Here is a 13,717-nt window from a genome sequence, read left to right as displayed (position 1 = left end):
GGTGAGGAAGGCAGCGCATTCATTCTGCATACTGCCGATATTGGCACTTATCCTAACCAGTTTAGGGTTGCGACTACGTGAAATACGTCACAGGAAAGAAAACGCTTACATACAAATTTTTAACTAACCAGCTTCAGTTTATTCATCAAGTAGATTACTTCTTGCTATCAGTGCTCTCTGCCACCTGTCCACAGGCCTGTGCGGTCAACCTTCTCCACGCCCACTCGAGCGGCCCTTGTTTGAAACAGGATAACCATAGGTTAGAGAACAATAGGTTACATAACCAAACAGCCGGAACCACCGCTAATAATTGCAAGCGATCTAATTGCTGATACAGACCGAAACGGTAGAAAATGGTGATACAAATCAGCGTTTGTAGCAGATAGTTGCTCAGCGCCATACGCCCAACGTTGGCTAACCAGTGACTGATACGCAGGCGGGACAAACTGGGCCAAAAACCGTAACACAACGCCAGATAACCCAGCGTTTGCAGCGGCGCGCCCAGTTCCCGCGGCACTTGCAGCAAAAATCCGGTCCAGCGATATTCCCATTGTAGATGCCATTGCAGAGCGATAGCCGGGATTTGAATGACCAGTGAAAGCGGTATCATCCACGCGGCCTGTAGGCGATAGTGCAGCAAACTAAACTGCCCACGCAGCCAGCCGCTGCGCATTAATCCTGCGCCAAAGAGCATAAAGCCGGCCAGTTCCCAGCCGTATTGCGCGCCGATTGCTATCAAATTGGAAGACAATAAATCAACGCGATTTATCCACGCCTCACGGCCCCCCTGTAGCTTCCAGAACTGTTCGTACTGTAATTCCGCCGGTCCCGGCATCCAAAACTGCCCTGGCTCGCCGGTGACGATAAAACCGAGTAATAGCAAAACGCCGACGCCAATCAGATACAACACTCCGCCGGTTCTTAATAAGCTTTCAGCACTTTTAGCATCACGAATCATTCGCCAGCAAACTAAACCGATCAGACTATAGGCCAGCAGAATATCGCCGTCCCAGAAAAAAATTCCGTGAATTAATCCTAGCAGTAGCAAAATAGACAGCCGCGCCTGTATCCACCCTTTCCCCCGATGCAACAGCAATTCAATACCTGCGCCGAATAGAATAGCGAACATCGATAAGAATTTGGCTTGAGCAAAAATATCCAGAATTGCCCACGTCCAGGCATCAGACAGCGAAGGCATTCCCAGATAAGCGGGATTGAGATAGGCGGCCTTAGGCAGACCAAACGCGCTGATATTGAGGAGAAGAATGCCAAAAATGGCCAACCCTCTCGCGCTGTCCAAAGTTGCGATCCGTTGACGCATACTCGACATCCTGTTTAGCGGCACTTTAGCGTGCCGTCTCGTTCAATAAAGGAATTAGCTGCTATGGCGCACCGCGCGCAGGAATTCCTGCCGGGTGTTCTGGCTGGATTTAAATAGCCCGCCCAAAGAGGTGGTGGTGGTCGCGCTGGTTGCATCACGAATACCGCGTGCTTTAACACAATAATGCACCGCATCAATGGACACAGCCACATTATTGGTGCCTAACAGAGTTTGCAACGCCAGCAAAATTTGCTGAGTCAAACGTTCTTGTACCTGCGGACGTTGGGCAAAGAATTGCACAATACGATTGATTTTCGACAAACCGATCACGCTGTCTTTCGGAATATAGGCAACGGTGGCTTTACCATCGATAGTGACAAAATGATGTTCACAAGTGCTGGTCAGAGTGATATCCCGAACCGTGACCATCTCATCCACTTTCATTTTGTTTTCAATGACGGTGATTTTAGGGAAATTGGCGTAATCCAGACCAGAGAAAATCTCATCCACATACATTTTGGCAATGCGTCTTGGGGTATCGGCCAGACTGTCATCGGACAGATCGAGATTCAGTAGCTGCATAATTTCTGTCATATGCTCCTGAATGCGCTGTTTGCGCGTTTCAGAATCTAACACTTGTCCTCGTAACGGGGTTTCGAGACCACGGGCTTCCAATGCAGCATGGACCAATATTGCTTCTTTACTTAGCGATGACATTCTTCTCTCCAACAGGCTTACGCACCCGGCGGGAATAAACATTGATGCAGATCACGTCCGGATTTTGTGCCCCACTCTAGATGAGAGCGTGCAGATTATCCAGTGATTGTGTTTCATATCATGATGAAATAAGGGCAATATGCCCTTATCCACAGCGGTTTCAGATGCTTTATCTCCCCGAATTATCCCGTCGTTTTTTCTCCGGCGCGCGCCGCCGTATTGAACACCAAAGCCCCGGCCACAATCAGGGCGACGACCGCCACATACAGCGCAGGCTCTAGCCGGTGAGTTAACGCCGTGGAGGTCGCAGACAGCATTGGCCCGACTAATTGCCCAACGGCATAGCCCGTGGTGAGCAAACCGGCCATGTAGCGCGTGTGATTCGGTGCCAGCTCTCGCCCGTGCTGCAAAGATAGCTGCACCACACAGAGAAAACCGCCGCCGGTCAACATCGCGCCGAGAGCCAAACCGCTCACGCCCGGCACTAATTCAGCGCACAGAACCCCTAATGCCTGCACCCACAGCGTCAATGCCAGACGAGTTTGAGTCGTCAGACAACGACGCGTCAAAATGCCTAAGCCAATACCAACCACGGCTGCACCACCAAAAACCGGCCAGACAAACTGAGCGAACAGGCTGTCTGGAAAACGCGCGGCCGCCATTTGTGAGAGAAACGTCGCCGGCAAAATATAACCGAAACCGGCCAGACTGTAGCTCCAGACCAAACGCTTCAGCGCAGGCGTCAAAATCAACGGTTCCGCCGCTACCTGCGGGCGATGTAACTCCCCTGCTCTGGGTAAGTTGATACTGATCGCGCCAATCAGCACCAGCGCCAACACACCGTAAACCAGCCAAGCCTGCGATGCCGTTAACCCGTAGCTATGAATCACAACGGCCAGTATACCGCTAATAAAAATACCCGCTCCCGGCCCGGCAAACACCGCAGCGCTAAAAGCCGGGCGACCATAGTGCGCCAGTCGCTCATTAGTCCATGCTGCCACCAACACCATTGACCAGCCGCTGGCCCAACCGATAGCGAAACGCACCACACCGTGCCACCACGGGCCTTCTATTACGGCGGAGAGCAATGTCAGCGTCACTGCGCCCCATACGCCCAGCCACAGGCGACGCTCAACGTAACGATTGGCTCGCATCGCATCGTAGGCACCACACAGGTAACCCAGATAGTTGAATGCCGCCACCAGCCCCGCGCCGGTCAGGCTGAACTGATGTTCAGCTATCATGAGAGGAACCTGCGGCGTAAAAGCAAATCGGCCAATCCCCATTGCTACCACTAATGCCAGAAACCCACTTAAAGCGATTCTTAACGCCATGACTCTGTTCTGCCTGTTCCCAAACTGCCGGTTAAAAGAAAGTTGCTAATATCATGCCTCAGCATTAGAATCACAAAAAATGAATAATACTCATGAAGTTCATCACAAAAAGAGAACAGTAATGGATTTAACCCAACTCCGCATGTTTTGCTGCGTAGCGGAAACCGGTTCGGTAGCCAGAGCGGCGGAACAGATGCATCGCGTGCCGTCGAATCTAACCACCCGCCTGCGCCAGCTTGAGGTTGAGCTGGGTACCGATCTGTTTATCCGTGAAAAGCAGCGTCTGCGCCTGTCGCCGATGGGCCATAATTTTCTCTGTTACGCCAACCGTATTCTGGCGTTGAGTGAAGAAGCCATGCGTATTACCCATGCCGGTGAGCCTGCGGGCAATTTTCCATTGGGATCGATGGAAAGCACCGCAGCCACGCGTTTACCCAACTTACTGGCCGCTTATCATCAACGCTATTCTCAGGTTTCACTATCGCTGAACACCGGCACTTCCGGCGAAATTATCGAACAGGTACGCGCCGGTACGCTGGCTGCGGCATTGGTCGATGGTCCAGTTCACCATGAAGAACTACATGGCTGCCGATCTTTCGAAGAACAATTAGTGATCATCTCATGCCTGGATCACCCGCCGATCAGTCAGGCCAAAGACGCTGTGGATGAAACCCTATTTGCCTTCCGCCCCAGTTGCTCCTACCGTTTAAGGCTGGAGTCATGGTTTCGACAGGCTGGCGTGCTGCCTGGCACTATTCTGGAAATCCAGTCATATCACGCCATGCTGGCCTGCGTTGCCAGCGGTGCCGGTCTGGCGCTCATACCCCATTCAGTACTGGCATTACTACCCGGCCACGAACGGGTTCGGGTACACCCGTTACCCCCTGAATTTGCCGATACCGCCACCTGGCTTATCTGGCGAAAAGATGCCTTCAGCCCGAACGTTCGCGCACTGAAAGAGCTGATTATTGAGCAAATTGAAACCACTGCAAAACCCGTAACTTAAAACGTTAACGCAACAAATAGTATACATAAAAAGTCAATTTACATAACACTATCGTGAAAAACCGAGGAGCAACACCATGGAGATGATCAAAACCCGCGCCGCCGTCGCATGGGGGCCGAACCAGCCGCTATCCATTGAAGAAGTGGACCTGATGCCACCGCAAAAAGGCGAAGTGCTGGTGCGTATCGTCGCCACTGGCGTTTGCCATACCGACGCTTACACCCTGTCTGGCAAAGATCCCGAAGGCGTCTTCCCGGCGATTTTAGGCCACGAAGGCGGCGGTATTGTTGAGGCCGTGGGCGAAGGCGTCACCAGCGTCGCCGTGGGCGATCACGTCATTCCGCTGTACACCCCAGAATGTGGGGAATGCAAATTCTGTCGCTCCGGCAAAACCAACCTGTGTCAGGCGATTCGCGCTACTCAGGGCAAGGGTTTGATGCCAGACGGTACTACCCGCTTCTCTAAAAATGGTCAGCCTATTTTCCATTACATGGGCACATCGACTTTCTCCGAATTAACCGTCGTACCGGAAATTTCGCTGGCGAAGATTAATAAAGAAGCGCCGCTGGAAGAAGTCTGCCTGCTAGGCTGTGGAGTCACCACCGGCATGGGTGCGGTAATGAACACCGCTAAAGTACAACCGGGCGATACGGTGGCAATATTTGGCCTGGGCGGCATCGGTCTGTCCGCCATTATCGGCGCACAGATGGCTGGCGCAGGTCGTATTATTGGTATCGATCTCAACACCAGTAAATTCGATCTGGCCCGCAAACTGGGCGCCACGGATTTGATTAATCCAAAAGATTATGACAAACCGATTCAAGACGTGATCGTGGAGCTGACCGACGGCGGCGTAGATTTCTCCTTCGAATGTATTGGCAACGTTAATGTTATGCGCTCGGCGCTGGAATGCTGCCACAAAGGCTGGGGCGAATCGGTGATTATCGGCGTAGCCGGTGCCGGTGAAGAAATTTCCACCCGTCCATTCCAGCTGGTTACCGGCCGCGTATGGCGTGGCTCTGCGTTTGGCGGCGTAAAAGGACGCTCCCAGTTGCCGGGCATTGTGCAGCAATATTTAGACGGTAAATTCCAGCTGAACGACTTTATTACTCATACTATGGGTCTGGAGCAAATCAACGAAGCCTTTGATTTAATGCATGAAGGTAAATCTATTCGCAGCGTGATTCACTTTAATAAATAAAGCCAGGAGGCAGAGCAGACATGCATACGTCAATTGAACTTCTCGAAGAGCATCGGATGTTTGGCGGCTGGCAGCAGCGTTATCGCCATATATCCCGCAGCCTGAATTGCAACATGACATTCAGCATCTATCTGCCACCACCGCGTGATGATAATCCGCCGCCGGTGCTGTACTGGCTGTCTGGCCTGACTTGCAACGACGAAAACTTTACTCTGAAAGCCGGCGCGCAGCGTATTGCAGCCGAGCTGGGATTGGTACTGGTGATGCCGGATACCAGTCCTCGCGGCGAAGACGTACCGAATGACGAAAACTACGATTTGGGTCAGGGAGCAGGTTTCTACCTGAATGCCACTCAGAAACCCTGGTCAGCGAATTTTCGTATGTACGATTATGTCAGCGAAGAGTTACCGGCGTTAATTCGCCAACACTTTAGCGTTAGCGAACGGCAATCTATCAGCGGACATTCAATGGGCGGCCACGGCGCCTTAATGCTGGCATTGCGTAATCCACAGCAATATCAGTCAGTATCTGCCTTTGCTCCTATTGTTAATCCTTGTCAGGTTCCGTGGGGGCGTAAAGCATTCACAGAATATCTTGGTGAACATGAAACAAAATGGCTGCAATATGATAGTTGTCATTTACTGTTTAACAGTGACCAGCCGCTGCCGATTCTGGTCGATCAGGGCGATGGCGATCAATTCCTGGCCGATCAGCTACAACCAGCCAAACTGGCGGAACTCGCGCGCCAAAAAGACTGGCCGCTCACGCTACGCATTCAGCCTGGTTATGATCACAGCTATTTCACCATAGCGACATTTATTGAAGATCATCTGCGCTTCCACGCTGAGTATCTGCATAACTAAGTCGCTCCATTGGGGAATAATTTTTATTCCCCAACTAATCATTCCTCCTCTGTCATTATATTTCGTTTCAATGCCCTTCCCCTAGGCGATAAATATTAATTTATTTTTGCCATTTTATTGGCCAATCCTGCTTATAGCCCCTCGGGTTTATTGGTTTTATTGAATTACGCCTCATTATTTTCAATCGCAATAAATATTCCTTCATAAACACCTAACTAACATGACGAACGTTATTTTTATCACCATTTATTTTCTTCGCACTTGATCATGCCATCAATGAACATGGTGAATACGAAGCGGTATGTTTTAAGAAACGCTGTAATACTGAAGTAGCGATCGCGGCCAAATTTGGCACTCCGACGCCAATGTGTTTTCTATTAAAAAATTCCTGATAGAACAGGAGAATAAAGGATGGCTGCGGAAATTGCTTTTTAAGCATCACTAAAATAAATAAGAACCTAGCCATCTTATATTCGTAATAGCCAGGTTCTGATGTGGCATTTTTAGAAGCCAGACCCTGGCTGCAGAAGAAACGCCTGTTCTTCCGCGCTGGAAACTCGCCCGAGAATATGGTTACGGTGTGGATAACGCCCAAAGCGGTCGATAATTGCTTTATGCCGCAGCTCATACTCCAACTGGTCGCCATTATTAAGCTCGGTATACAACACTAAAGCCTGCTGATGTATCTTCTGTGATTCCGAATGCATAAACGGCAAATAGAGGAACCCGCGCTGTTCCGGCGTTAATTGCCCGGTTAAGCCAGTATGAATGGCTTCTTGCGCCAGCACCAGGGCCATACCATCGCAGGAGAAAGAAGCGGGCGTATCGCGGAATAAATTTCGGCTAAATTGATCCAAAACGATAATTTCTGCCAGTCGCCCGTCGATAGTTTGTCGCCATTCCGCCAGTTCGCCCTTGGACGCCGCCTGCCAGACCGCGCCAAAACGTTTGTGTAGCAAAGCATCGAAATCATCGCTTTTTGTAAACCAGAATGCCGGGTCTATTTCATTAAACCAGAAATCCAGAATCTGTTGGCTATTCATATGTGCTCCCGTTTATCCCCTGATGCGCTGCTCCGAGTGTGACGTCGCCGGTCCCTTTGCCGGTCAATTCATTCACCCTCTTGTCGATCTCTGCCATAATAGCCGCCCTCACCCTTTTTGATTGGATATTTTACCGCCGGTGACTGACTTACCCGCCGGAATGTCCTGACCACGGAGTCCAGCATGGATCACTGTAACACCTCGGATTTAATTTCTCTGGAACAGGCGCTGAAAAAAATGCTGTCGCAGGTTACTCCGCTCACAGAGACGGAAAATATTCCGCTGACAGATGCCGCAGGCCGGATTACCGCCAGCCCAGTGACTTCCCCCATTAACGTTCCTCCTTTCGCCAATTCGGCAATGGACGGTTACGCCGTACGCAGTCATGAGGTGAATGCCCAAACTGCGTTGTCCGTCGCTGGGAAAGCCTTTGCCGGGTCGCCATTCCACGGTGAATGGCCCGCCAACAGCTGCATTCGTATTATGACCGGTGCGCCGGTTCCGAGCGGTGCCGACGCGGTCATTATGCAAGAGCAGGCCAGCGTAAGTGAACAAGGCGTGTTATTCACCGCCCCGGTAAAAGCTGGGCAAAATATTCGCCTGGCGGGGGAAGATATCCAGCAAGGTGCCAGCGTGTTCCCCGCAGGAGTCAAACTGGGCGTAGCCGAACTGCCCCTGTTAGCTTCCCTCGGCATTGCCAAATTGCAGGTCATGCGCCAGTTGAAAGTCGCCATATTTTCTACCGGTGACGAGCTACAGGCCGTAGGCCAACCGCTGGCAGAAGGCCAGATTTACGATACCAACCGTTTTGCCGTACATTTAATGCTACAACAACTGGGTTGTCAGGTTATCGATTTAGGTGTGATCCCAGACGATCAGGAAGCTTTGCGCCACGCCTTCCGCCAGGCTGATGAAGCGGCTGATTTGGTAATCAGCAGCGGCGGTGTTTCCGTAGGTGAAGCGGATTACACCAAACAAATGCTAGAAGAACTGGGCGACATCGGCTTCTGGAAACTGGCAATCAAACCGGGTAAACCTTTCGCTTTCGGCAAACTGAAGAACGCCTGGTTCTGCGGCCTGCCAGGTAACCCGGTTTCTGCCGTTGTGACTTTCTATCAACTGGTGCAACCGCTGCTGGCTAAACTGGCCGGACAGACTTCATGGCAACCGCCGCTACGCCTGACTGCAACGGCGATTACGCCATTGAAAAAATCGCCGGGACGACTGGATTTCCAGCGTGGGATTTTCTCCCGCGGTGCCGACGGTAAGCTGGAGGTCAGCTCCACCGGGCATCAAGGCTCGCATGTTTTCAGCGCCTTCAGCCAAGGCAACTGCTTTATCGTTTTAGAACGGGATCGAGGTTCGGTCGCCGTTGGAGAAAGCGTAGACATAGAGCTATTTAACGGCTTGCTGGGAGGCTGATATGCTGCCGGAACTTTCAGATGCTGAAATGCTGCGCTACAACCGGCAAATTGTCCTGCGCGGTTTCGATTTCGACGGTCAGGAAAAGCTTAAAGCCTCACGCGTCTTGGTCGTCGGGCTAGGCGGTTTAGGCTGCGCCGCCGCGCAATATCTGGCGGCGGCGGGCGTTGGGCATTTAACGCTGCTGGATTTTGATACCGTGTCTTTATCAAATTTACAGCGCCAGATTCTGCATCGGGATGACCGGATCGGCATGAGCAAAGTCGCGTCTGCGCGCCTGACTTTAGAAGAAATCAATCCGCATTTGAGCGTGGCTACGTTGGATCGCCAACTGGATGATTCGCAGCTCTCAGCCGCTATCGCCGATCATCATTTAGTCCTGGATTGCACGGATAACCTGGCAATTCGCGAACAACTAAACCGCCTGTGCTTTGTTCAGAAAAAGCCACTGGTTTCCGGCGCGGCGATTCGAATGGAGGGGCAAATCAGCGTATTTACCTATCAGGACGATGAGCCGTGCTATCGCTGCCTGAGTCGTTTGTTCGGTGATACCCCCCTCACCTGTGTGGAAACCGGCGTCATGGCCCCATTGGTCGGCACTATAGGAAGTTTACAGGCAATGGAAACCATTAAGCTGCTTAGCGGTTACGGCGAGGTACGCCGTGGTAGGCTTCTAATGCTGGACGCCATGACGCTGGAATTCCGCACCATGAAGCTGGCGAAAGCACCTCACTGCGAAGTCTGCGGTAAAAACTAAGCGTTAGGCTACGCCAGAAAACAAAAAGGCTGATGCATTTGCACCAGCCTTTTTTAATTTCAGCGCTAATCGATATTAATTAAGACTGAATACCTTGGCTACGCAGATAGTCTTCGTAGTTACCGGTAAAGTCGTGGATTTTGCCTGGAGTCATTTCAATCACACGAGTCGCCAGTGAGCTAACGAATTCGCGGTCATGGGAAACGAAGATCAAAGTACCTTCATACATTTCCAGCGCCATATTCAACGCTTCAATGGATTCCATATCCAGGTGGTTAGTTGGTTCATCCATAATCAGAATATTTGGACGCTCCATCATCAGCTTACCAAAGAGCATTCTGCCCTTCTCACCACCAGACAGCACCTTAACTTTCTTCTTGATATCGTCCTGGCTAAACAGTAAACGACCCAGAACACTGCGAACCGCCTGCTCGTCGTCTTTTTCCTGTTTCCACTGACTCATCCAGTCGAAGACCGTTAGGTCAATGTCGAAATCGCTGGCATGATCCTGCGCGTAATAACCGATTTTGCTATTTTCAGACCACTTAACGCTGCCGGAATCCAGTTCAGTCTCGCCAACCAGACATTTCAGCAAAGTGGTTTTACCAATACCATTCTGGCCCAGAATCGCGACCTTCTCGCCAACTTCCACCATCAGCTTCAGATTTTTAAACAACGGGCCGTTGTCGAAACCTTTAGTAATAGATTCCACTTCCAGCGCGTTACGGAACAGTTTCTTTTCCTGATCGAAGCGAATGAACGGGTTCTGACGGCTTGAGGCCTTAACTTCATCCAACTGAATTTTATCAATCTGACGGGCACGGGAAGTCGCCTGTTTAGATTTGGAGGCGTTGGCACTAAAGCGGCTAACGAAAGACTGCAACTCGGAAATCTGCGCTTTTTTCTTAGCATTATCAGACAACAGACGTTCACGAGCCTGAGTGGCCGCAGTCATATATTCGTCGTAGTTACCTGGATAAACCCGCAGTTCGCCGTAGTCCAAATCCGCCATGTGGGTACACACCATGTTCAGGAAGTGACGGTCATGGGAAATAATGATCATGGTACTGCTACGTTCGTTCAGCACCTGCTCTAACCAACGGATAGTATCGATATCCAGGTTGTTGGTTGGCTCATCGAGCAGCAGAATTTCCGGGTTGGAGAACAGCGCCTGCGCCAATAGCACACGCAGTTTAAAGCCCGGTGCGATTTCGCTCATCAGGCCATAATGCTGTTCTACCGGAATACCTACGCCAAGTAATAATTCACCTGCTCGGGCTTCTGCGCTGTAACCGTCCATTTCACCGTAGGCAACTTCCAGATCGGCGACTTTATAGCCGTCCTCTTCGCTCATTTCGGCCAGACCGTAAATGCGGTCGCGTTCTTCTTTCACTTCCCACAGCTCGCCATGACCCATGATCACGGTGTCGAGTACGGTATTGTTTTCAAAGGCGAACTGATCCTGACGCAATTTACCCAAACGCTCGTTTGGATCGAGGAATACGTTGCCTGCGCTCGGTACTAAATCGCCACCGAGGATTTTCATAAAGGTTGACTTGCCGCAGCCGTTAGCGCCGATCAAACCATAGCGGTTGCCGCCGCCAAATTTTACAGAGATGTTTTCAAACAGCGGCTTACTGCCGAATTGCATGGTGATATTGTTAGTACTTAGCACAGAGCTTGCTCTCGATTGGATTACTGAATAGGGGGAGATCAATATTAGAAATATGTGATTCGGCGCGCATTATGCCACAATATGGCCGCAGTATCGCCCTTCGTTTGCACAATTTCCCATCGCCCGCCGAGAATGACGCTTTTAGTCACCGCTTTCCTGTCCAGAAACCGTCATGAATAATATCGGCTGTCTGACGGTTAATCGCGTAAAACGCGCCATCGGCACACAGCCATGCACAGCAATAATTGCTGAACTTTATGTCGTAGGCACGGGAGCGACGGGGATCGGGGTGGCCATTATTGCCGGAGCAGGATTAACCGGTGTCGGCTCAACGTAACCCACAACGCGGGAAATGGTGGGATAAAGTGCGCGCAGCTTCATTTCGATATTATCGATGGCGGTGTGAGCCTTGATCACAGAAATAAAAGGCAGCACGATACAATTGAAACTGACTACGATACCAACGTCGGTATTTCGCGCTTTGACATCCTGAATCCCTCGCAAAATGCTGTCCTGCTGCGTTAAACGCTGTAAAGCCTCGCTAATCATCGTCAGTTCTTCTTCCGCTACATCTTCCGTGCTGAGCAAGTAGTTTATCTGCGGTTCAATATGAATATCGACTTCAGTTTCTCTGCCCAAATCGTTACGGATAGCCGATTTCATCGCTTTAGCCACCACGTCGGCCTGAGTCACGCTGAAATGCGCTGGCACTTCTAAATCCAGGCTAATACAGGTATGGCTAGTTAACTGCTGCAAAGTTAAATTATGAATGGCTACGTCATTATTGGCGGCGATAACCCGTAAATGAGTCGCCATATTTTCATCGCTTCTTTTCTTCGGCGTAGCCAATAGGGTTATTTCAGCCTCGCTATAATCCGCCACCAATTGTTCGGAAATATGCCTTTTTAACCGATCGATACGTTCCAAAGATAACGTTCTGCATACTACGATAGTCACTTCGATAAATAGCATAGCTCCGGCATCGCGCACCCGGCATTTAGCTACGCCAAGCACTTCCGGGAAACGCGTCAATGAACCGGTAATTTCGTGCTGTATTCCTTCGGGCGCGGTATCAATTAAGGTATTAAACGAGCGTTTTCCTAATTTGATTGCCGTCACCAGAATAAACAGCGCGACTACCATAGCCGCTACCGCATCGGCTTTTGGATAGCCTAATAAAACAAATACCATGCCCAGCAACACCACTCCGGATGACATCATATCGGAGAGAAAATGCAACGCTCCGGCTTCTAGCGCAGCGCTATTTGTTTCCGCTGCAACTCGTCTTAACGCGCGAACCCGGTAGAAATCAATCACCATTGCAATAAGCAACGTCGCAATAACCGCTGGCGCAGCGATAATGGGCTGAGTTTCCCCCCAGAAATGTTTCCATGCCTCGACGGCGATCCAGCCCGCCGCCATTACCAACAGTAGAATCTCAAACAGAGCCGCCATATTCTCGACCTTTCCGTGACCAAAATGGTGATCTTCATCGGCAGGTTTATCGCTCACGCGCACCGCACACCAGGTAATAGTTGTAGCAATAAAGTCCGTCAGAGAATGAATTCCCTCAGAAATCAAACCAATACTACCGGTAAATATGCCCACGACAAATTTACCAACCGAAAGTAACCCGCTGGCCACCATAGACTTCAAGGCAACGTCTTGTTTTTCATTTTGCATGTCGTACTCACTTAGCGACGGCTGGATTTACATCGACCGATTTTGGGCATAAAAAAATCTCCCGCCCTAGGCCGGATGCTTTAACTTTAGTAATTCAGTTAATAAGAGAAATGCGAATGATTAACTTTTGCGCAGCCTCTTCTCTTTATTTTTTCGAGCCTTTCAGCCGATGTAACAGGCTCCATATAAAGGCAACGACTATTATGCTACCTGAGAACACCAGTAATATCCGATAAAAAGTTTCCTGGCTTTCTCCCGTATCCAGATTAATCTCGTAAATACCGACAGAAATCATAAAGGTGGCATAAAGAATGCCGATAATATAAAAGACCATAACCACCTTCCTTGTATATTTTATAAAATAAATCCGAGCTTTACCTGCTTTATTTTATAAAATACTTATTCACTTACTTCATTGACAATGATAATCATTAAGCATGCTCATCCTTCCTGCACATCCTACATTTTTTGCAGGAAGGATGCTTCTAGGCAAAATCATACCCTTTGCTGTTATTCATCCCATTTCGCACTCATATAAATGGCCACAAAACCCAATACGCTGATAATTCCAAGAAACCACATAAATACCGTCATGTTATTCATAACAAACCTTTGTTTGATCTAATCTATAATAATCCCCTTAATATTTTTACCAAACAATATGTTGCGATGACCACCTCCTCAATCCCTTTTTA

The 13,717-nt window shown here is 49.9% G+C and carries 13 protein-coding genes; 5 read left to right on the top strand and 8 right to left on the bottom strand.

The features are described 5' to 3' along the window. Positions 1-154 precede the first annotated feature (154 nt). From yeiB to PL78_RS02120, 3 genes are all read right to left on the bottom strand, one after another. A complete protein-coding gene (gene yeiB, locus PL78_RS02130) occupies positions 155-1,321 on the bottom strand; it encodes a DUF418 domain-containing protein YeiB (protein WP_064512721.1) in 1,167 nt (388 codons plus the stop codon). A gap of 54 nt (positions 1,322-1,375) precedes the next feature. Beyond that, positions 1,376-2,038: a GTP cyclohydrolase I FolE gene (gene folE, locus PL78_RS02125; protein WP_049596613.1), complete on the bottom strand. Its 663-nt coding sequence runs from the start codon at positions 2,036-2,038 to the stop codon at positions 1,376-1,378. A gap of 182 nt (positions 2,039-2,220) precedes the next feature. Next, positions 2,221-3,372, bottom strand: coding sequence for a YbfB/YjiJ family MFS transporter (locus tag PL78_RS02120; RefSeq protein WP_064512719.1), 1,152 nt, complete (start codon positions 3,370-3,372; stop codon positions 2,221-2,223). 121 nt (positions 3,373-3,493) lie between these two features. Between PL78_RS02120 and ptrR the strand changes: the two genes are divergently transcribed. The 3 genes from ptrR (at position 3,494) to fghA (ending at position 6,442) form a co-directional block, all read left to right on the top strand. Next, positions 3,494-4,378, top strand: coding sequence for a putrescine utilization regulator PtrR (ptrR, locus tag PL78_RS02115; RefSeq protein WP_064512718.1), 885 nt, complete (start codon positions 3,494-3,496; stop codon positions 4,376-4,378). A 76-nt stretch (positions 4,379-4,454) separates the two neighbouring features. Next, the gene (locus PL78_RS02110) at positions 4,455-5,579 is read left to right on the top strand and encodes an S-(hydroxymethyl)glutathione dehydrogenase/class III alcohol dehydrogenase (protein ID WP_064512716.1); all 1,125 of its coding nucleotides are present in this window, start codon (positions 4,455-4,457) and stop codon (positions 5,577-5,579) included. A gap of 20 nt (positions 5,580-5,599) precedes the next feature. Further along, entirely contained in the window at positions 5,600-6,442 is an 843-nt protein-coding gene (gene fghA / locus PL78_RS02105) for an S-formylglutathione hydrolase (protein ID WP_064512714.1), read from the top strand. A 503-nt stretch (positions 6,443-6,945) separates the two neighbouring features. Here fghA and PL78_RS02100 read toward each other — a convergent pair. Continuing rightward, entirely contained in the window at positions 6,946-7,485 is a 540-nt protein-coding gene (locus PL78_RS02100; RefSeq protein WP_064512713.1) for a DUF924 family protein, read from the bottom strand. Positions 7,486-7,668: 183 nt separating this feature from the next. Here PL78_RS02100 and moeA point away from each other — a divergent pair, with 183 nt between their 5' ends. Next, on the top strand, positions 7,669-8,907 hold the full coding sequence (moeA, locus tag PL78_RS02095) for a molybdopterin molybdotransferase MoeA (RefSeq protein WP_064512711.1): 1,239 nt from the start codon (positions 7,669-7,671) through the stop codon (positions 8,905-8,907). A 1-nt stretch (position 8,908) separates the two neighbouring features. Beyond that, on the top strand, positions 8,909-9,664 hold the full coding sequence (gene moeB, locus PL78_RS02090; RefSeq protein WP_064512709.1) for a molybdopterin-synthase adenylyltransferase MoeB: 756 nt from the start codon (positions 8,909-8,911) through the stop codon (positions 9,662-9,664). A gap of 79 nt (positions 9,665-9,743) precedes the next feature. Here moeB and PL78_RS02085 read toward each other — a convergent pair whose 3' ends face one another. From PL78_RS02085 to PL78_RS20100, 4 genes are all read right to left on the bottom strand, one after another. Then, the gene (locus tag PL78_RS02085) at positions 9,744-11,339 is read right to left on the bottom strand and encodes an ABC-F family ATPase (protein WP_071889709.1); all 1,596 of its coding nucleotides are present in this window, start codon (positions 11,337-11,339) and stop codon (positions 9,744-9,746) included. 255 nt (positions 11,340-11,594) lie between these two features. Beyond that, on the bottom strand, positions 11,595-13,022 hold the full coding sequence (locus PL78_RS02080) for a cation diffusion facilitator family transporter (RefSeq protein ID WP_064512705.1): 1,428 nt from the start codon (positions 13,020-13,022) through the stop codon (positions 11,595-11,597). Between the two features lie 145 nt (positions 13,023-13,167). Further along, positions 13,168-13,356, bottom strand: a complete 189-nt coding sequence (locus tag PL78_RS02075) for a hypothetical protein (RefSeq protein ID WP_064512703.1) — start codon at positions 13,354-13,356, stop codon at positions 13,168-13,170. Between the two features lie 176 nt (positions 13,357-13,532). After that, a complete protein-coding gene (locus tag PL78_RS20100; protein WP_420822909.1) occupies positions 13,533-13,604 on the bottom strand; it encodes a hypothetical protein in 72 nt (23 codons plus the stop codon). Positions 13,605-13,717: the final 113 nt, after the last annotated feature.

This window comes from Yersinia entomophaga (genome assembly GCF_001656035.1).
GTDB classification, from domain to species: domain Bacteria; phylum Pseudomonadota; class Gammaproteobacteria; order Enterobacterales; family Enterobacteriaceae; genus Yersinia; species Yersinia entomophaga.
The sequence above is the reverse complement of the archived record's forward strand: the minus strand, read 5'-3'. Positions and strand labels throughout refer to the sequence as shown.

Excerpts from the sequence above, each read along its gene's own strand:
- yeiB (WP_064512721.1), bottom strand. The coding sequence starts at position 1,321 with ATGCGTCAACGGATCGCAACTTTGGACAGCGCGAGAGGGTTGGCCATT.
- folE (WP_049596613.1), bottom strand. The coding sequence starts at position 2,038 with ATGTCATCGCTAAGTAAAGAAGCAATATTGGTCCATGCTGCATTGGAA.
- PL78_RS02120 (WP_064512719.1), bottom strand. The coding sequence starts at position 3,372 with ATGGCGTTAAGAATCGCTTTAAGTGGGTTTCTGGCATTAGTGGTAGCA.
- ptrR (WP_064512718.1), top strand. The coding sequence starts at position 3,494 with ATGGATTTAACCCAACTCCGCATGTTTTGCTGCGTAGCGGAAACCGGT.
- PL78_RS02110 (WP_064512716.1), top strand. The coding sequence starts at position 4,455 with ATGGAGATGATCAAAACCCGCGCCGCCGTCGCATGGGGGCCGAACCAG.
- fghA (WP_064512714.1), top strand. The coding sequence starts at position 5,600 with ATGCATACGTCAATTGAACTTCTCGAAGAGCATCGGATGTTTGGCGGC.
- PL78_RS02100 (WP_064512713.1), bottom strand. The coding sequence starts at position 7,485 with ATGAATAGCCAACAGATTCTGGATTTCTGGTTTAATGAAATAGACCCG.
- moeA (WP_064512711.1), top strand. The coding sequence starts at position 7,669 with ATGGATCACTGTAACACCTCGGATTTAATTTCTCTGGAACAGGCGCTG.
- moeB (WP_064512709.1), top strand. The coding sequence starts at position 8,909 with ATGCTGCCGGAACTTTCAGATGCTGAAATGCTGCGCTACAACCGGCAA.
- PL78_RS02080 (WP_064512705.1), bottom strand. The coding sequence starts at position 13,022 with ATGCAAAATGAAAAACAAGACGTTGCCTTGAAGTCTATGGTGGCCAGC.
- PL78_RS02075 (WP_064512703.1), bottom strand. The coding sequence starts at position 13,356 with ATGGTCTTTTATATTATCGGCATTCTTTATGCCACCTTTATGATTTCT.